Genomic DNA, 16,586 nt, shown 5'->3' on the forward strand with positions numbered 1-16,586 from the left:
GCTCACCTCGCCGATGACGCGCCAGGACAATGCTCCGCGAGCCCGGCTTGACTCGCCGCCGGCGTGGTTTCGACGCCCCGGGCCGAGCTGACCACGCGGGTCGCCTCGCAAGCCGATACGAAGGATGGCCGCTCTCCTGGTCTGGTAGCTCGCTCTGGACCAGCTCGCGTTGTGGTCATGAGAAGGACGCGACCGCCGCGTCTTTCGTCACCGTGATCAATGCGCCGCGAAACGCAGAGATAAGAACTATGAAGGAGACCTCCTCCACGGAGGTACTGCACCCATGAGCAACACCAAGTTCTTCATCAAGGCGCTACGTATAACGGTGGCTGTTTTGACGATGATCGCGCAGGTGATCCTCGCTTGCATGAGCTGAACCCGGTCGCTTCGCAGACTGATCCTCGAGCCCGCGCCCATCCTTCATTCACCCCCGGTCTTGTCTCACCGCGCGCGCCTGGGCGCCCAGGGGTCCTCATGTCCAACGTGTCCACTTTCGCCCCTCAGAGCCCCGCCCCCGCTGTCCCCTACATCATCCGCGTGCTCACCGCGGAGGCGACGAAGACGGGCGCCGCCACGGCCGTCGCCGGCCTGCTTGTGGCGGCCATCTCGGAGGCGATCTGGCCCTCGTCGTAGTGGGCCTCGACGGCGCCGTCGCCCTTGCAGGGGTTGCCTCAGGGGCGTTCCGACGCCCGCCCAGTCCTCACCGGTAAACCACAACCAGAAAAGCAGTCGAAGGCGGCGTGCGGGACTGCCGTGCACCGCCTTTGCATCTTCGGAGCCATGATATGAAGCAGTCTAAGAACGCGCTGTGTGCCGGTGCACTTTCAGTGTCACTGGCCGGGCTCGACGCGCATCTCGTTCGCATCAATGCTACGATCTCACGGGCACCGACCGCTTTCGAGATCATCGGCCTCAGCGAAGCGCGTCAGAGGGAAACCCGCATCCGCGTCCTCGCCGCCCTGCAGCAGCTCAACGTGGATCTCCACCAGCGCGGGGTCTCCGTCCGTGTTGGACCGGAGGAGGTCGCGAGCAGCGGCACCTTCGACGTGCCGATGGCTCTCACGATCCTTGCCGCGCTGGGGCAAATCACCACCGCGTTGTTGGAGGACACGGTGATCCTCGGCGAGCTCTCGCTCGGCGGCGCGATCCGGCCGGTGCGCGGCGTGCTCCCGAGCCTGCGCGGGGCCATCGTCCACGGCATCACCCGGGCGATCGTTCCCAGGGCGAACGCCCGGGAGGCCGCTAGCGTGCCCGGGATCCACGTGCTCGTGGCCAACAACCTGGACGAGCTCGCGCGCTACATCCGCGAGGGCGCCCCCCTGGAGAGCGCGGGGGAGCCACCGCTCTTCCCGATCGTTCCCCCGGCAGCAGTGCCGGACCTGGGCGACCTTCGTGGTATGCATGCCGCGCGGCGGGCCCTGGAGATCGCCGCGGCGGGCGGACATCACCTCCTGCTCATGGGCTCGCCCGGCGCCGGGAAGACGACACTCGCGCGGCGGATGTCAGGGATCTTGCTGCCGCTCTCGCTCCAGGAGGCGATCGAGGTCACCTCGGTCTACTCCGTTGCCGGGCTGCTCATGCCGGAAGTCGACTTGATAGGGGCGCGTCCCTTCCGCGCGCCCCATCACACGGTGAGCGGAGCTGGCCTCGTGGGTGGGGGTGAGCCCGTGCGGCCCGGCGAGGTCGCCCTGGCCCACCACGGGGTGCTCTTCCTTGATGAGCTGCTCGAGTTCCGGAGCAGCGTCTTGGAGACCCTGCGGCAGCCGCTGGCCGAGGGCCGCGTCACCCTCGCCCGGGGGCGCACGCGTGCGACCTTCCCGGCGCAGGCGCTCATCGTTGCCGCCATCAACCCGTGCCCCTGCGGGTTCGCGGGGGACTACGCGCGGCGCTGCGTCTGCTCCCCGGAGCGCCTGCGCGCCTACCGGGCGAGGCTGAGCGATCCGCTCTTCGACCACTTCGATGTCCAGGTGGCGCTCCCACCGGTCGACGTCGCCGCGCTCCAGAGCAGCTCGACGGGCGAGCCATCGCGCGTGGTGCAGAAGCGCGTCATCGCGGCTTGCGCTGCGCAGGAGGAGCGAGCACGACGTGGCGCCACATCCCGGGCCAACGCCCAGCTCTCCCCGCAGGAGCTCGAGCAGGTCGCGACGCCGGACGCGGCCGGGGCACGTCTCCTCGCCGAAGCAACCGAGCGGCTGGGCTTCTCCGCGGCGGCCTACAGCCGCGTGCTCCGGGTCGCGCGCACCATCGCGGACCTCGACGGGAGCGACGGCGTTCACGCCCGGCACGTCGCCGAGGCTGTGCATGCAGTACTGCTCCCCCCTTAGGGAACCGCGGCCACGCCTCCGGCCTGATTCGCCGAGCCCGTCGGCGTCCGGAGGGCACCGAACCGCGACAGCAGCGCAGCTCGCCTTCCTTGGTGAGCAACAAGAACGCGAGGGCGGCGTGCAGTCATTCCTGCGCGCCGTCGTCTTCGTTGGAGAATTGAATGCTGAGACTCGCGAAGAAGAAGACCGTAACCCCGCAGGTCGTGGATCGCGTCCTCCGTCGCTTCATCCGGAGGCTCCTTTGGGCATGCACGGCCGCGGACTCGCAGTGGGGCTACTACCACCGGTTCACGATCGCGATGATGAAGTCCTACCAGGACCTGCTCGCTGACCTCGGCCCCGTCGGCGACTGGGTGGTGCCGCTCGCCGAGGCGGATCACTGGGTCGACACCCTGACGCTCGGCTACCCAGGCGGGCGCGTGCTCGACATCCCGGACCCGTTCGAGGAGATCGGCTCGCCGCCCTTCCCTCTGCTCCACGAGGTCGTGGACTTCTTCCTGTCGATCGCGCAGGCCGTTTCACAGAAGGCCCGGATCACGGGCGCGGGACCGTCCTCGTGAACCGGAAGATCGCGACGGGGCCGTTCGCAGTGGGACCGGATGGGACGGTCTTCGTCAACCTGGCGCACGTCCGGGGTGACGTCTCAGTGGTGAAGGTCGTCCGAGAGGCTCAACGGATGGACGGGGTGCTGCTCCTCGGCATCTCCGTCTCTCGGCCGGAAAAGGGCGTGCTCGTCCAGGCCACCGACAACGCGGGCGCCGAGGCGGTCGCGAAGATGGTCGGCCTGCGCCTGCGCGAGCAGAAGCATCAAGGCCGGCGCTCTTCGTCGAGGGGGTCGCGATGAAGGTGCTGCGCGTCATCCGCATTGAGACGGCACGGGGTGGCGCGATGCACCTCATCACGGAAGCGGGCGAACGCGTCATCGTCCGCCGCAAGGAGGTCGAGGGCTACAGCACCGCCCGGGTCGTCAGCGTAACCGAAGAAGAAGTCGCCGATCGGCACCTGCTCACCGTCGAGGCTCTCCCTCGGCGCGGAGCGGAGCCGGCGCTCTTCTGAAGCATCAACGTGGCGCGCCTGGGGGAGCTTCCCTCGGGCGCGCGTCCACACGCGCCGCTCGGCGGCGCGATGGGAGAGGTCCATGTTCACGGAGAAGAAGCCAAGCGGCCCGCGGGTCGCGCTCGTGGGCTGCTCGGCCTCAAAACTGCAGCACTCAGCGCCAGCGCGCAAGCTCTACACGTCGGCGCTCTGCCGGGCCGCGTACAATTACGCCGAGAAAACTTGCGACGCGGTGCTCATCGTATCGACGTTCTACGGCGCGGTCGCACCGAAGGCGGTGATCCGCCCGTATGACCGAAGCCTGCGGCTGTACAACAAGCGCGAGCGCAAGGACTGGGGCGTGCGCACGGTCGGGCAGCTCCTGCCGTCGTTCAAGCTGCCGTCTCAGCTCGTGGTCCTCGCCGGTAAGCTGTACGCCGGCGCGCTCGCGCACGGAGCGCACTGGCACAACCTGCCACGGCCGGAGGAGCCCATGCGCGGCATCGCCGGCTGCGGCCCGCAGGTGAAGTGGCTCAGGGCGAACACCCCGGCCAACCGGACCGACGAGCGGGACTCGGGAGGTAAGCGATGACGCCGAGGGCCCGTGCGAAGGAGCTCGCCTCGTTATCGGAGCGGGTGCGGCGGCTCGTCGACAGCACGAACAAGTCCGAGGCGCTCCGGTGCACCGGGTCGATCTCGTGCCTCAAGAAAGAGCAGGCGCGAAAGTTCCGGAAGAACCTGCGACCGTTGTGGGCCGACGACACCGGTCGTCTCTGCTAGGGCCGCCGTGCGCACTGGTACATCACCATGGCGTCGGTCGAGCTCGACTCGCTCGAGGGCGCTACGTCAGAGCGAGCGCGTCCTGCCCGCTGGCGGGGAGCGCGAAGAGCGAGAGAGCTCGGTTCATCGAGGTCGACACGTTCGACAACGCCGTGATGTACGCCCGCGAGCACGGCGGAAGACTCTGGCAGGGGGACGATGACGGGCGCGTCGTCTGGTTCAACCCGCGCGTAAGCATGTCCGTGATCCTGACCCACGCCCTCCGCAAGGGCCGCCGGTTCGTCCGGTCGTGCCGTGAGTCCATCGAGCGCCGCCATCAACGGCGGGTGCTCCACTGACCCGCGCTTCTAGTAGGCCCAAAGAGACATGGCCAACTGGCCAGCACGTACTTCCACAAAAACGAATGCACGCGACACTGATTTAAGAGTGTACAGCGCGAACAGTGTAAGCTAGCCTGGACCTAGAGGAGGATGCGATGTCGATTCAGAAGGCGCTGCAATGGCGGACGCAGACTTTGCTCACTCGGGTGCGCGAGGCACGTGTTTCCGTTAATCATCAGGGTCTTTACGGCGAGAACAACGAAGGACTGCTCATCGAAGCGCTGCGCGAGCTGCTGCCTATGGAATGGGAACTGGGCAGCGGAGAAATTGTGGATGTGGACGGAGCGCACAGTCCCCAGTGTGACATCATCATCTACAACCGTCACACGCTCGCCCCTGCTTATGTCAGCCCGACCGGTCGGGTCGCCGTCCTTGCTCATGCCGTTGGAGGCGTCATTGAGGTCAAGTCGCTGTTGCACTCGGGGCCCGAAGTGGCGGAGCTATGTGAACAGACGGCGAGTTTGCAGAGGTTTTTGACGAACGCGATGACCCGTGGTCGCGACGAAGTACTGAGGGAAGCTGACGAGCAGGATGTCGACGAAACGGTGAAGGTCGAGTTGGACCGTATCTGCACAGAAAGTCACGTGTGGGGGTTCGCCTACGGTGCTGACATCCAGTTCGACACTATCAAAGACGCGCTCCCGCTGCGAGAGGGAGTCGCGCAGGTGTTCGCTCTCGATGTGCCACGCGCTTGGACGGAGATCCAGGAACTCTACAACGGTCTTGGGGATACGCCGACAAAGGATGCTGTCATGGAGTTTGCCGAAAGGATCCGGCAACCCAACGGCTTCAGCTTTTCGGTGGAGCCGTTCAACCAAGAGGGGCAAGCGACACTCGTCGCTACCGCATGGACGCACGGCTCCGATGCGCTTCGCGTATTAGTGAAAGAGGTGTCAGACCTGATTCGCAGGCGATCCCCGCTCCAGCTCGTCTGGTCACCCAAGGCGGCGGAGGTCGTGTACAGCGCCTACCATCCGTGGAAAAAAACCTACGAATAGCTTCCAGCTACGGCTACCGCTGCCTCGCGGTCAGGTTGCGATTTGGTGGGACAGAGTCATTGAGGCTCGGTTGTCTCCCGTAATCCTGCCGAAGATGCCGCTCGGACTCTGGGCGCAACAGATGCTCCGCAAGGGGAGGGTGCAGAAGGCACTGCTGACCACAGCGTCTGCGACTTGCTCGAGTACACCTTTCGTCGTCGGTCTGCGCCTAGGTAGCTGCGCCGCTTCGCGCTGGCGATCGACAAGTCGCATATCCGCACGCTCTACATCCCTCGCTCGATGCTGGTGACCCTCCTTGAGGCCCAGCGTCCGCGGGCAGCGAGCGAGCAGACCTTCCGCGAGGACGGCGCCAAAAAAAGGGATGACCCCGGCTACGAGACGCTCTCCGTCGTCGTGTTCGTCACCGGCAGGCTCGAGAAATCACAACAAGAGTTCGCTGGCCTCACCCGGTTCGGCATCCGCCCAAACGGCTCGCCGTCGCTTACTCTCATCCGGACGAGCACGCCAGCCTGGCCAAGACAGTGCTTTACGAGGTCGCGCTCTTCGCCGAGCTCACGGACGGGTAGAAGGCGTCGATCGCGGGCGGGTCGAGCAAGCGCTTCGCGTTCAGCGCGGCGCACGAGGTGACGCGGGCGCTGCTTCGCAGGTCGAACTACAACCGGGACGAGCCTAAGAAACTCACCGTGCGCTTTTGGTCTGAGGCGGCGGGCACGATGCCCTACTGGCAAGCCGTCGCGGGGGGAATGATCAAGGCGAGCGAGCTGAGGGAGCAATACGTGCGCGTGTACACCGTCGCGCTCGAGGCCACTGGCCGCGCCGGTAGCGCCCTGCTCCGAGAACGGCCGGAGACGTGGAAGACCGACCTCCGCGGCCTCGCCCCCCTCGACCGGTTGCGCACGCGCCCCGATCTGGCACGGACGGGGGATGTCTCGTCCCGGGACCCTCGCCTGCGAGGAAGAAGCTGCGAGCAGCCGACGGAGATCGCCGCGCGCTGCATCGACCGCCCCTGGTTCGGCAACTCCTCGACCGTCAGCCTCCCTGCCTCTCCGCCCCGAGGCGGCAACCGCGCCGGACCCCCGCTCGATGGGGATGAAGACGCGGCCGCCCGGACATGGAACCCGATCACTGGGACGGCTCCCCCTGGGCCGCCGCTGCCCATCGCGAGCAGGAGGACGGAGGGGGCCACGCTGGCCCACCGGGCGCACCCGCCGTAGGCTGGACGTAAGCGCCCGACCAACGCCATCGTGATCGTCGTCGTGGCGCCGGTTACCTATCCCCTTCGCGAAGGAGGAAGCGATGGCGACGAAGACGGAGTGGGCCGAGCGGGTGGAGCGATGGGAGCGCAGCGGGCTGAGCGCCGAGAGGTTCGCGCGGCGTGAAGGATACAAGCCGAAGCAGCTGTACTGGTGGCGCTGGAAGCTGCGCGCTGACCGGTCCTCACAGCCCTCGCCGTCGTCGTTGACCGAAGCACCGCGCTTTCTGCCGGTCCACGTGGTGACGGACGCATCGGCCGTCGCGCCGGAGCCGATCGAGATCGCGCTGCCCAACGGGCGGGTGGTGCGGGTCCGGCCGGGCTTCGACCCGGCCACGCTCGAGCGGGTACTGGCGCTCGCGGCCGAGGAGACGCCGTGCTGACGCTGCCGCCGTCGGTGCGCGTGTACATCGCAGCCGAGCCCACGGACCTGCGCAAGAGCTTTGATGGGCTGTCGGCCTTGGTCTCTCAGCGCTTCGGAGCCGACCCGCTCTGTGGGCATCTGTTCGTGTTCAGGAATCGGCGAGGTGACCAGGTGCGCGTCTTGTTCTGGGACCGCACCGGGTACATGATCGTGGCGAAGAAATTGGCTCGCGGGCGATTCCATCTCGCCTGCGACCTGCCCAAGGGGGCCACCCACGTCGAGGTCGAGGCGGCCGAGCTCTCGCTGATGCTCGAAGGGTTCGACCTGTCCCAGGCCGTGCGGCGCAAGCGCTGGAGGCCCAGCGTGAGAAAAATTGCTCCGTCGAAGCAAAGCTTGATGGATTCGCGCGGGATAGCTATCCCGCGCGCCACGTGACCAGTCCTGTTCAGTCCCAGGCACAACTGCCCGCCGATCTGGCGGACGTGCGGAGCAAGCTCGAGCAGCTGGCGGCCGCCGGGCAGCTTCCGGAGCTCATCGAGCTGGTGCTCGGGCTGCTGGTCCAGCTGCGCGACAAGAACACCGCGCTCTCGGCGAGGCTCGCGAGCGCGCTGCGCGAGCTGTACGGCCGCAAGAGCCAGCAGGTCTCTACCGAGCAGCTGATGCTGATGTTCGCCGAGCTCGGGGCGGGAGCGCCGCCGGGGTCGGCGGGCTCGGAGCTCGGCGCGGACGCTCCGCCGCAACCGGATCAGGGGCTGGTGCCGCAACCCCCTGAGCCGCCGAAGCCGCCGCGAGGACGGGGTGGGCGCGCGCCGCTCCCCGAGCACCTGCCGCGTGAGACGCGCGTGGTGCCCGTCCCTGAGGCGGAGCGGACGTGCCCGCAGTGCGGCGCGGACAAGAAGTGCATTGGCCATCGTACGAGCGAAGTGCTCGAGTTCGTGCCGGCGCAGTTCAAGATCATCGAGGAGAAGCGGGAGAAGCTCGCCTGCCCGCGCTGCCCGGAGCAGGGCGTAACGACGGCGGACAGCGAGAAGGTGATGGACCGAGGGCGTCCAGGACCGGGGCTGCTCGCCAGCATCCTTGTCGAGAAGTTCGAGGACTCGATGCCGCTGTACCGGCAGACGCAGCAGTACGCGCGCTTCGGCGTGTCGCTGTCGCCGTCGACGCTGGGAGACTGGTCCGCGTTCGCGCTCGATGTGCTCGCGCCCGTGGCCGAGAGGCTCGGGGAGCGGGTGCTGGACTCGTTCTATCTGCGCGCCGACGACACGGGGATGCGGGTGCTGGATCGAGATCATCCGGCGGGGGTGAAGCGAGGCCACATCTGGGCCTTCGTCGGCGCGGATCTCGTGGCGTTCCTGTACGCACCGGACTGGAAGGCGAAGCATCCAGCCGCGCTGCTGCAGGGTTTCACCGGCTACTTGCAGGGCGATGGGTACGCGGGCTATGGCGCGATGCTCCGCGGAGGCGACGACGGCGAGATGATCGTGCCCGAGGAGCGCCGGCTCGGCTGCGGGATGCACATCCGCGCCAAGTTCGAGAAGGCGGCCAAGGGCGGCGATGCGCGAGCGGCGGTGGCGCTCTCGTACTTCAAGGCCATCTACCGGATCGAGGCGACCTGCAAAGAGGAGGCGCTCTCCACGGAGGCGCGCCTGGCGCGCCGGCAGGAGCGGTCGCTCCCCGTTGTGGACGAGCTGTATCAGTGGATTAACGATCTGCACCTGCGGCTCGTGCCAGGCACGCCGCTCTGCATCGCTACCCAGTACGCCATCAATCAGGAGGCTGCGTGGCGGCGCTGCTTCACGGATGGACGCTTCGAGATAGATAACGGCGAGGTCGAGCGGCAGCTAAGACGTGTCGCGCTCGGAAGAAAGAACTACCTATTCGCGGGCTCCGACAAGGGCGCTCAGCGCCTGGCCATCGGCTACACGATCTTCGGCTCGTGTCGGATGCACGGAGTCAACCCGCTCGCCTGGGCGACAGACGTCATCGGCAAGTTGCAGGCGGGCTGGTCGCGCGACCAACTGGACGAGTTGCTGCCCGACGCCTGGGCGACATCGTCGCGCGCGGCTCCGAGCGCCAGCGACGCCGATACGACCTGAACAACGCGAGCCTCGGCCGGCGACGCAGGCGGATGCCGCCTCGCCGGGCCGTCTTTCAGGACCGCCTGTGTCCGCGCCGAGTGGTGGGCCGACGCCGCCCCGCGCCCAGCATCGTCGACCCCAGCGAGAGCCGCAAGGGACCGTGCCCATGGCGATGGCCGGGCGGTTACGGCTGGACAGCAGTGCCGGGATCGGTACTGACGTCGCTGAGACGACGAAACACTTGTGCAAGAGGAGAGTCCACGGTGGTCCGAGCACTCGTCAAAACTCGAAATTCCAGCATCAACTTCCTTACAAACTCGGCCACTGCCAGCTACTTCGCCACGAAGGAGCACGAGGTCTACTACCATGCCCTCAAGCACGTGGGGTCACGCCGGGAGTTCCACAGCGCCCTCGTCGACGTTTGCACCACGTTTATAGAGCAGGCTCTCGACGGAGCGAACGAACAGCTCATCGACGAGCTGATCGCGACTGCGAGGGCGACGGCCGTTTCCGGTCTGGCCGGGGGTGATCTGCTCGAGGAGGCGCGCAACCTCCACCCTCAGGGGTTTGCACTGCTCCAGCTTCAAGACCCGCTCTCCTACGAGTCGTTGAAGTCTGCCTATCGGGATGCCGCCAAGCGCTACCACCCCGATTGCGGAGGGTCGCACGACGCGATGAGCGCGATCAACACGGCGTACCAGATCTTCCATTCATTGCTCGAGTTCGCGACTCACTTGGACGGCGGACCCGACGATCCCGAGGCTTGCGTATCCAGCAGGGGGCACCGATACGCACCTGTCGAGACTACGTATACGCTATCGGCGTGTTGCTCTTCTCCGTCGCGCTCGACGAGTGGGCGCTCGACGAAGCGTTCAGCTGGCTAGAGCGGATCATGTCCAAGCCGTGGCAGCGGTCCCGCTACGCACGGGACGAGCACCAGCGCATCGATCTCATCGAGCCAGCCGCGAAGCTTGCCACTCGCTTCGCGCTCGCCGGGCGCCGCGCCGAGGCGGAATTTTCACTCGCCGTCGCTCGCGACGGACTGCGCATTGCGACCGCGCTAGGACTCTTTTATGACCGCGTCGTGCGGGAAGCGGAGGAAGCAGTTGTCGGCAAGCGGCGCCCGAAGGTGGTCCTCAATCACCCGGTACAGGCCGCGAACGCGTACCGGCTCGGGATTATCGACGCGAAGCGCTACGCCAAAATAACTGAGAAGTTGAGCGGCGCTGGCTCCAAGGACCAGCAGTACGAGGCGGTTCTGGCACAGTTCGTCGCTGCGGGCGGCTTCTTGCAGGCGTTGCCGACCGATGTCACGGCACATAGCAAACAGATGCGCGCACGGCTCGTGCCGGAGCCAGGGTACTTCATCGATCGCATCGCCGACCTTTCTGACGACCAGCAGGCGGAGTACCTCTCGGCGTACGGGCCTCGTCCCACCCTGCATCTTGTGCGGAAGTACGCGTCCGTTCGACTGCAGAGTCTCCTGGACACCGCGATGCTCCACCCCGGTGCCGTCCCCCTCGACCGCATAGAACGTGAGGCGCGCAGCATCAGCAAGTTGCTTCCCGGCTCCAGAGAGGGCTATGGGTCCGACGTCGCCGATGCGGTCCAGCTGCTTGCAGAGCAGCCCGAGGAGGAGCGCCGCGAGCGTCTTCTGCTTGTCGGCAGGCTGCACAAGAACGCCGGTCGACTGGCGATGGGTGAAGTGACGATCTCGATCGGTGGCATGGCAGTGCCTCCGTTCAGCCTCGGTGTGACGACGAACTACTTGGACGTCGTGCGACGCCCGCTAGCGGATCTGCGCCACGCGCTTCGGTCCGGTAATTTTCCGAAAAGTTCTGACGCTGTGCGCGAGTCGGCTGCATGGAAGCCGGATCTTGACGCTCTCGGCACCCCCGACATAGAGAACTTGAGCGTGGCCGCCTTCGCAGCGCTCCGTCTGGCCAAGGACAATCCCAGTGCTGCCGCTTCGGCCCTCCAAACCCTCGTTGAGCGACTCCTCGCCCTCGGGAAGGTGATGATCCACGTGCAGGAGCTCCAGGTGGGTTATTGGATCGACAAACTCTCCATCGCGCTGGTACGCCTCAAACGATGGGACGAGGCTCGGCAGTGGATCGAGACTTACTTTGAATTGCCAGAGCGCTATCGCGCGCGCTCCAGCCCGTCAGAGCAGGAAGGTATGCAGCGCCGATTGGAGCGGTGCCGCAAGATGCTCGGGTAGCTGTCCAGGCCCAGTGGGAGGCGCGCGTCGTTGTTGTTGTTGTTGTTGTGAACACCAGGGAACCTTCGGGGAAGCAGTAGGGCCGCTTGTTGCATATTCTGCAGACTCCAGTTTGCGCGATCCAGCGGTGCACGGACGCTTCTGCGTACAGTCGAGTTGGGCGCGGACAGAGGTTGCGCGACGAGTGAGCTCGACGGCGGGGGGTGGAGCGGTGGATCGAATGATTTCAAGTGCTTGCGAGTGGCGGGAACGCGGGGGACGTGGGGGGGGCAGCGCGGGGGAAAGCCCGTGGGTGGTGGGCCTGAGAGGCAGATGAGCGAGCCAACCCTCGCGCTTCCCCCGCCTATCCACCGGGCTCCCCCGCTCCAGCCGTTGCGCCTAAGTAGCTGAAATCGCTGCTTCCACCCCTCCACCGTGATCTCGAGACCCATCGGCTCGAAAGCGCATCGGCTCGGGGCGACCAGAAGGGACGCGGGCCTGTGCGCCTTCCTCGTGCAGCGGGCTCGTGCAGCGGCCGGAGCGCGAGCAGTCTTGCGGGGGCTCGCTGATGCCCTCGCCCAGCTGAAGCAGCGCAAGACTCGGGCGTTCTCGTTCCTGATGATAGTAACCACCACGTAGCGGCAGAGCCCGGCATCCGGAGTGAGCCGGCGAGGAAGGCCGGAGCCCGAACGGCGACGCGGACCCCGATCTCCAGGCTGAGGGAGGGGGCCGGCGCTGCCTGGCACCGGCCCCTAGTGCGGGCGAGCAGAGTGAACTCCGGCTCGTCCTCCTGAAATTTCAGTTTGTACGGCTCCATCAGGTTGTCCCTCGTCCTCGCTGCCGGCAACGCCGATAGTGCCGAGTGGGGCACAGATTGAGGTGGAGGGGTGGATTGAATGATTTCGGATACTTACGGAGGGTGGCGACGCGGGGGAAGCGCGGGGGAGCACGGGGGATGGCAGTCTGCCGAGCTGGCCCGCCAGGCCCACGGGCGGGCACCACCACCACCAAAGCCGCGCTAGGCTCGTCGGCGTGGAAGCGCAGCCGAACTCGAAGACCATCGCCACCGTCGTTGCCAAGATGCGGCCGGCTGATCGCCTGCCTCTCTTGCTGCCCGCCCACGACCTCTTCGAGCGCCTCCTGGGCGACCTGCTCCTGCTGGGCTCCACGGACGCCGGCGCCGACGTCGAGCAGTTCCTGCGTGAGCTCGATGTCCCCAGCATCCAGATGTGCGCCAGGGACTATGTCTATCAGGAAGAGTTCGGCCGGCTCCTGGCCACAACCGCATATTGCGGACCCGATCCCATCGATCCCGACTTGGTAGGGCGGCTCTGGCCCGTCAGCGGGCGTGCTCAAGCCGAGGCGGTAGCCGAGATGATGCGGCTCTTCCAGGCGGCCCTCATCGTCATGGCGGTCGCCCCCTCGGGTGAAGGGCTCCGCCGGCTCCTGATCCGCACGGAAGCGGGCTGGCCTGTGACAGATGGGTACGCGCCTTCTCCACGTGGCCGAGGCCGCCCGGCAGACCCTGTTCAGCAGAGCCTTCTCGTGCTCGGCGTGAAGGAGGGCATCTTCCGCGATGGCGCCCGCCCCTATGTCGAGATCGTCCCCGCTCTCGCCACCGTGTACGAGGGCAAGACCAACCGGGACTCAATCGTTCGGCGAATGAAAGGGATCCGCCAGGAGATGCCGATCCCGAAGGAGTGGCAGGAGACCCTGCTGTGCGAGCGCGTCTCGCCGCTCCGCTCCGGCATGTTCAGCGCGCCCGCCGACGATCCGGGTGCTGACCCGCCTATCGTCGCGGAGTGGAAGGCTGGACGCTGGCCCTGTTGACGCTCAGGCTGGCTGATGGTCCGCCGAGCAAGCTGCTTGATGGCCATCGCGGGCGTGCACGGTTGCGGTCAAGGAGAGCGATGGCCATCGCTCGGACGCGCGCCGCAGGGCAGCTCGCAATGGCCATCATGGTTGGTGGCCGTCGGCGCCGGCGAGGTGTCCCTTTACCAGCGCCGAGGTGGCGCCCGTCGTGTGGGTCAGCGTCAGCTGCCGTCCGTCCCCAGGTCGCCGACGATGCGCGCCATCACGTCACGCTCGACGAGTTTCTTCTTCCGTCGCGCCGCCTCGCGCAGCGCGGCGGTGGCCATGCGGTCGATCTCGCGCAGGCTCGAGCCAGCCGCCTCGTGGAGCAGCGTCAGAGCGTCCGCGGTGAAGACGTCGCGATCGGCGCCGGCACGGCTCATCCGGAGCCGCACGTACTCTCCGGTATCGTCGGGGACCATCGCACCAATGGACAGACGCCGCTCGATGCGGGAATATAGCGAGCGGTTTTTGCGCAGCTCAAGCCGGTCTTGGAGGTCAGAGAGCCCTACCAGGATCAGCGACAACAGGGCGCGGCTGTCCCATTCGTAGTTGAGCAAGATGTGGAGATGATCGAGCGTGTCTTGGTGGAGCAGGTGCGCTTCGTCCAGCAGGAAAACCGGGTGGATGCGCTCGCGGCCGAGGGTCTCGATATGCGCGCTGACAGCGTAGAATACGGCCGCCGCGGTCGCAGCGGGGTTGAGGCCGAGGGCATGGCAGAGCTGGCGATAGAAGTCGCGGCGGCCCAGCGTGGCGTTGTGGCAGTAGGTCAGCCGGAAGCCGGCCTGCGGCAATCGATGACGCACGGCCCGTAGCACACACGTCTTGCCGGCACCGGGCTCGCCGACCAGCAGCACTTGGGCGTGCTCGTGCACGGCCTCGCACACCTCCTCGACGAGCTGCTCCTTCGAGGGCGGCAGCCACAGCTCGCCGTCCTGGATCTCCTTGGAGAAGGGTGCGGCGGAGAGGGTGAAGAAGCGGACGTAGGACTCGCTCACGTCTCTCCTCCGCGCTCGCTCGTGTCAGCGCCAGTGCCTATCGAGCGGCCGAGCGTCCGCGCGGGGTTGAAGTCCACGGGGCGAGTCGGCTTGTTCACCGCAGGCCCGCCGCACGGCAGCCGCTTTCGGCGCGCGTTGCGCTGCGGGTCGACCGGATGCAGCACCAAGCGCTTGCCCTCGTGCTCGACCCACGGCGGCTCGTCGGGCGCGACGAAGCATCGGGCGACGGAGACGATCTGGCCGGCGAGGTAGCCTTGATCGAGCTGCCAGGCGACGCCGTCGACAGAGACGATGTTGTCGCCCGAGACGCGGCGCCGGGTGCGCTCGGTGAGCGCGACGCGCAGCGCCCTTTCGTCGACGCCGCCCTCGGCGGCGGGGCGGGCCGCGTAGACCTTCGCCGGGGTCTGGCCGAGCAGGCCCCCGTGCGGCGCCGGGTGGTAACGCCTGTCGAGGAAGGCGCGGAGCGTCGTGTTGATGTCCACGAGCGACGCCAAGGCGCCGAGATAGGTAAGGCACCCTTCGCGCAGCGTGCGCCAGAAACGCTCCATCTTGCCACGCGCCTCTGGGTCGTACGGCTTTGCGTGCAGGAGCGTGATGCCGAGCCGCGCGCACGCGGTTTTGAGGATGTCGCCGCGGTAGGTGGAGCCGTTGTCGAGATAGAGCGCGTCGGGCTTGCCGTGGCGGCGCAGGGCGTCGACGGTCATGGCGAGCATGTCGACCTCCTTCTCGGTCGTGTGCGCCTCGAGGGCCACGACGTAACGAGAGGCGTCGTCGAGCAGCCCGTGGATGCGGAGCGGCATGGCTTTGCCGCCGACGGTGCAGCCGGTCACGTGGCAGACATCGCCGTGCCAGAGCGCGCCGGGGCGCTCGGCTTGCCAGCGCAGCCGCGTCTTCGGCTCTCCCTCGGCGCGCGCGGCGCGGCGGCGAAGGCCGTGCGCCGCGTACAGTCGCCGTACGGTGGGCTCGGAGATCTGGGTGGCTTCGAGTCGCCCCTCGTCCACAAGCGTCTTGAGGATGAGCGGCACCGAGGCGTCGGGATGCTCGCGCCGAATGTCGAGCAGCAGCGTACGCAGCTCCTCCGACAGGTCCTGCGCGAAGCCGCGATCGCTGCGTGGCTGTGGGCGCAGGCCGTCGAGGCCAGCGGAGCGATACGCGTACAGCCAGCGCTCGAGCGTGGGCACCGAGTAGGTGCGGGTGCTGTGCGCGCCCGGCGGTCGAAACCGCTGCTCGCTCAGCGCACGCAGCGCTGCGGCGAGCTGGCCGTGAGTGAGTACGCGGTGCATGAGAGGGCCGATGACCGTGGCGCGATAGATCGCGACGGTCTCGGCGTGGTCGGCGGGGCCGAGGGCCATTCGGACAGGTCCTTTCTGCGCCTTGCTGGCGCGCGGTCCTTGTCCGGGATCGGCGGCGTTTTTGGCAGGGATCCTCTCAGGTGGGCTGTACGATCGGGGCTCCTCGGGGGCAAAGGCCCTCACGCCGCATGCGCGGCGCCGAAGAAGGCGCGCTGCTCGATCGGCAGCGCCCGGGTCGTCGGGTCCGCGGTTGCCGCGAGCGATGTCGCGACGGCGGCTGCCCTCTTTCGGAGCGAGGCGGACGGGCCTGGGTCGGGGGCGTCCGAAAACAGACGTCGCTGCGCGACGTCGCGCGCCCACCGACGCAGCGTGGCCCAGCCGGCGACGGCGCTGTCGCCGAGGATCTTCGCTGGGCCCACGCGCCGACGGACCTCGGCCGCCGTCGCGAGCGCCAGGCCCCAGAGCGCGAGGGCGAAGCCGATCGCGGCGGCGCTGTATACGCGAAGGCCGAGCACTCCGCGAGGAACGACGAGCAGCACAGCGCGGCAACTGAGGCAGCGGTAGCGGCGAGCTGTCACCGAGAGCACCTCGGGGCGTTGGTCCGGGCTGGTGGGGCCCCAGACCTGCCGCTCGCGCCTGCCGTGGCCTTGGAGCCGGATGGCGCCGCCCAGCGGACAGCTCGCAGCGCCGCAGACGGGGCAACGCGCAGGCCGCGCTTCGACGACCGTGGGCGGCTGCTGCTGCCAGCGCTTGATGTCGATGGCGCTCTGGATAACACTGCGACCGCTTCGATTCCTGGGCACAAGAACCGGAGCACGACGAGGAGGCTGTCCGCCAAGATCAGGTCTCCTCGTCGCCTATTTTGTGGCCGGCACCGCGCCGCTGCTCCGCTCCTGCGGTCGGCCTAACCCGTCGTGAGGCGGGCGTGGGAGCGACGAGGGGTGGTAATTTTTGACCGATGGACGGAAGTCGGGCGCCCGCGAGGGAAGGGCTTGTTTGAACCGACGCAACCGTGCTCAGAGGGAACGGAGATG

18 protein-coding genes are annotated in these 16,586 nt (G+C 67.3%); 15 read left to right on the plus strand and 3 right to left on the minus strand.

The window, feature by feature from the left end:
* The first annotated feature begins 474 nt into the window (after positions 1-474).
* The 15 genes from WME82_RS44260 to WME82_RS44330 all read left to right on the plus strand — a co-directional run bounded on the left by WME82_RS44260 (position 475) and on the right by WME82_RS44330 (position 13,241).
* Complete coding sequence (locus WME82_RS44260) at positions 475-633, plus strand: hypothetical protein (RefSeq protein WP_438040229.1); 159 nt, start codon at positions 475-477, stop codon at positions 631-633.
* Between the two features lie 152 nt (positions 634-785).
* The gene (locus WME82_RS44265) at positions 786-2,324 is read left to right on the plus strand and encodes a YifB family Mg chelatase-like AAA ATPase (protein WP_438040230.1); all 1,539 of its coding nucleotides are present in this window, start codon (positions 786-788) and stop codon (positions 2,322-2,324) included.
* Positions 2,325-2,485: 161 nt separating this feature from the next.
* Entirely contained in the window at positions 2,486-2,884 is a 399-nt protein-coding gene (locus tag WME82_RS44270; protein ID WP_438040231.1) for a hypothetical protein, read from the plus strand.
* Positions 2,881-3,168 (plus strand): hypothetical protein, encoded by a 288-nt coding sequence (locus WME82_RS44275; protein ID WP_438040232.1) that lies wholly within the window; start codon positions 2,881-2,883, stop codon positions 3,166-3,168. Before WME82_RS44270 ends, WME82_RS44275 begins: the two co-directional genes overlap by 4 nt.
* Positions 3,165-3,380 (plus strand): hypothetical protein, encoded by a 216-nt coding sequence (locus WME82_RS44280; RefSeq protein WP_438040233.1) that lies wholly within the window; start codon positions 3,165-3,167, stop codon positions 3,378-3,380. Before WME82_RS44275 ends, WME82_RS44280 begins: the two co-directional genes overlap by 4 nt.
* Before the next feature lie 82 nt (positions 3,381-3,462).
* The gene (locus WME82_RS44285; RefSeq protein WP_438040234.1) at positions 3,463-3,951 is read left to right on the plus strand and encodes a DUF6884 domain-containing protein; all 489 of its coding nucleotides are present in this window, start codon (positions 3,463-3,465) and stop codon (positions 3,949-3,951) included.
* Positions 3,948-4,139, plus strand: coding sequence for a hypothetical protein (locus WME82_RS44290; RefSeq protein ID WP_438040235.1), 192 nt, complete (start codon positions 3,948-3,950; stop codon positions 4,137-4,139). The genes WME82_RS44285 and WME82_RS44290 overlap by 4 nt, the downstream gene beginning before the upstream one ends.
* 475 nt (positions 4,140-4,614) lie before the next feature.
* A complete protein-coding gene (locus tag WME82_RS44295) occupies positions 4,615-5,517 on the plus strand; it encodes a DUF6602 domain-containing protein (RefSeq protein WP_438040236.1) in 903 nt (300 codons plus the stop codon).
* A 575-nt stretch (positions 5,518-6,092) separates the two neighbouring features.
* Positions 6,093-6,731, plus strand: coding sequence for a DNA sulfur modification protein DndB (locus tag WME82_RS44300; RefSeq protein ID WP_438044990.1), 639 nt, complete (start codon positions 6,093-6,095; stop codon positions 6,729-6,731).
* 82 nt (positions 6,732-6,813) lie between these two features.
* Positions 6,814-7,152, plus strand: a complete 339-nt coding sequence (gene tnpA / locus WME82_RS44305; protein WP_438040237.1) for an IS66 family insertion sequence element accessory protein TnpA — start codon at positions 6,814-6,816, stop codon at positions 7,150-7,152.
* Positions 7,146-7,568: an IS66 family insertion sequence element accessory protein TnpB gene (tnpB, locus tag WME82_RS44310; protein ID WP_438040238.1), complete on the plus strand. Its 423-nt coding sequence runs from the start codon at positions 7,146-7,148 to the stop codon at positions 7,566-7,568. The genes tnpA and tnpB overlap by 7 nt, the downstream gene beginning before the upstream one ends.
* On the plus strand, positions 7,565-9,229 hold the full coding sequence (tnpC, locus tag WME82_RS44315; RefSeq protein WP_438040239.1) for an IS66 family transposase: 1,665 nt from the start codon (positions 7,565-7,567) through the stop codon (positions 9,227-9,229). Before tnpB ends, tnpC begins: the two co-directional genes overlap by 4 nt.
* A gap of 245 nt (positions 9,230-9,474) precedes the next feature.
* Complete coding sequence (locus tag WME82_RS44320) at positions 9,475-10,095, plus strand: J domain-containing protein (protein ID WP_438040240.1); 621 nt, start codon at positions 9,475-9,477, stop codon at positions 10,093-10,095.
* Positions 10,035-11,432: a hypothetical protein gene (locus WME82_RS44325; protein WP_438040241.1), complete on the plus strand. Its 1,398-nt coding sequence runs from the start codon at positions 10,035-10,037 to the stop codon at positions 11,430-11,432. The genes WME82_RS44320 and WME82_RS44325 overlap by 61 nt, the downstream gene beginning before the upstream one ends.
* Positions 11,433-12,443: 1,011 nt before the next feature.
* A complete protein-coding gene (locus WME82_RS44330) occupies positions 12,444-13,241 on the plus strand; it encodes a hypothetical protein (protein ID WP_438040242.1) in 798 nt (265 codons plus the stop codon).
* Positions 13,242-13,444: 203 nt separating this feature from the next.
* Here WME82_RS44330 and WME82_RS44335 read toward each other — a convergent pair whose 3' ends face one another.
* The 3 genes from WME82_RS44335 to WME82_RS44345 all read right to left on the minus strand — a co-directional run bounded on the left by WME82_RS44335 (position 13,445) and on the right by WME82_RS44345 (position 16,355).
* Positions 13,445-14,260: an ExeA family protein gene (locus WME82_RS44335; protein ID WP_437740784.1), complete on the minus strand. Its 816-nt coding sequence runs from the start codon at positions 14,258-14,260 to the stop codon at positions 13,445-13,447.
* Positions 14,257-15,612, minus strand: a complete 1,356-nt coding sequence (locus WME82_RS44340) for a DDE-type integrase/transposase/recombinase (RefSeq protein ID WP_437740783.1) — start codon at positions 15,610-15,612, stop codon at positions 14,257-14,259. The genes WME82_RS44335 and WME82_RS44340 overlap by 4 nt, the downstream gene beginning before the upstream one ends.
* A 119-nt stretch (positions 15,613-15,731) precedes the next feature.
* Entirely contained in the window at positions 15,732-16,355 is a 624-nt protein-coding gene (locus tag WME82_RS44345; protein ID WP_437740782.1) for a hypothetical protein, read from the minus strand.
* Positions 16,356-16,586: the final 231 nt, after the last annotated feature.

Source organism: Sorangium sp. So ce128, from assembly GCF_051525245.1.
In the GTDB taxonomy this organism is placed as follows: domain Bacteria; phylum Myxococcota_A; class Polyangia; order Polyangiales; family Polyangiaceae; genus Sorangium; species Sorangium cellulosum_B.

What these genes read in the sequence shown, in the direction of transcription:
- WME82_RS44260 (WP_438040229.1), top strand. Translation starts at nt 475, where the DNA reads ATGTCCAACGTGTCCACTTTCGCCCCTCAGAGCCCCGCCCCCGCTGTC.
- WME82_RS44265 (WP_438040230.1), top strand. Translation starts at nt 786, where the DNA reads ATGAAGCAGTCTAAGAACGCGCTGTGTGCCGGTGCACTTTCAGTGTCA.
- WME82_RS44270 (WP_438040231.1), top strand. Translation starts at nt 2,486, where the DNA reads ATGCTGAGACTCGCGAAGAAGAAGACCGTAACCCCGCAGGTCGTGGAT.
- WME82_RS44280 (WP_438040233.1), top strand. Translation starts at nt 3,165, where the DNA reads ATGAAGGTGCTGCGCGTCATCCGCATTGAGACGGCACGGGGTGGCGCG.
- WME82_RS44285 (WP_438040234.1), top strand. Translation starts at nt 3,463, where the DNA reads ATGTTCACGGAGAAGAAGCCAAGCGGCCCGCGGGTCGCGCTCGTGGGC.
- WME82_RS44290 (WP_438040235.1), top strand. Translation starts at nt 3,948, where the DNA reads ATGACGCCGAGGGCCCGTGCGAAGGAGCTCGCCTCGTTATCGGAGCGG.
- WME82_RS44295 (WP_438040236.1), top strand. Translation starts at nt 4,615, where the DNA reads ATGTCGATTCAGAAGGCGCTGCAATGGCGGACGCAGACTTTGCTCACT.
- tnpA (WP_438040237.1), top strand. Translation starts at nt 6,814, where the DNA reads ATGGCGACGAAGACGGAGTGGGCCGAGCGGGTGGAGCGATGGGAGCGC.
- WME82_RS44340 (WP_437740783.1), bottom strand. Translation starts at nt 15,612, where the DNA reads ATGGCCCTCGGCCCCGCCGACCACGCCGAGACCGTCGCGATCTATCGC.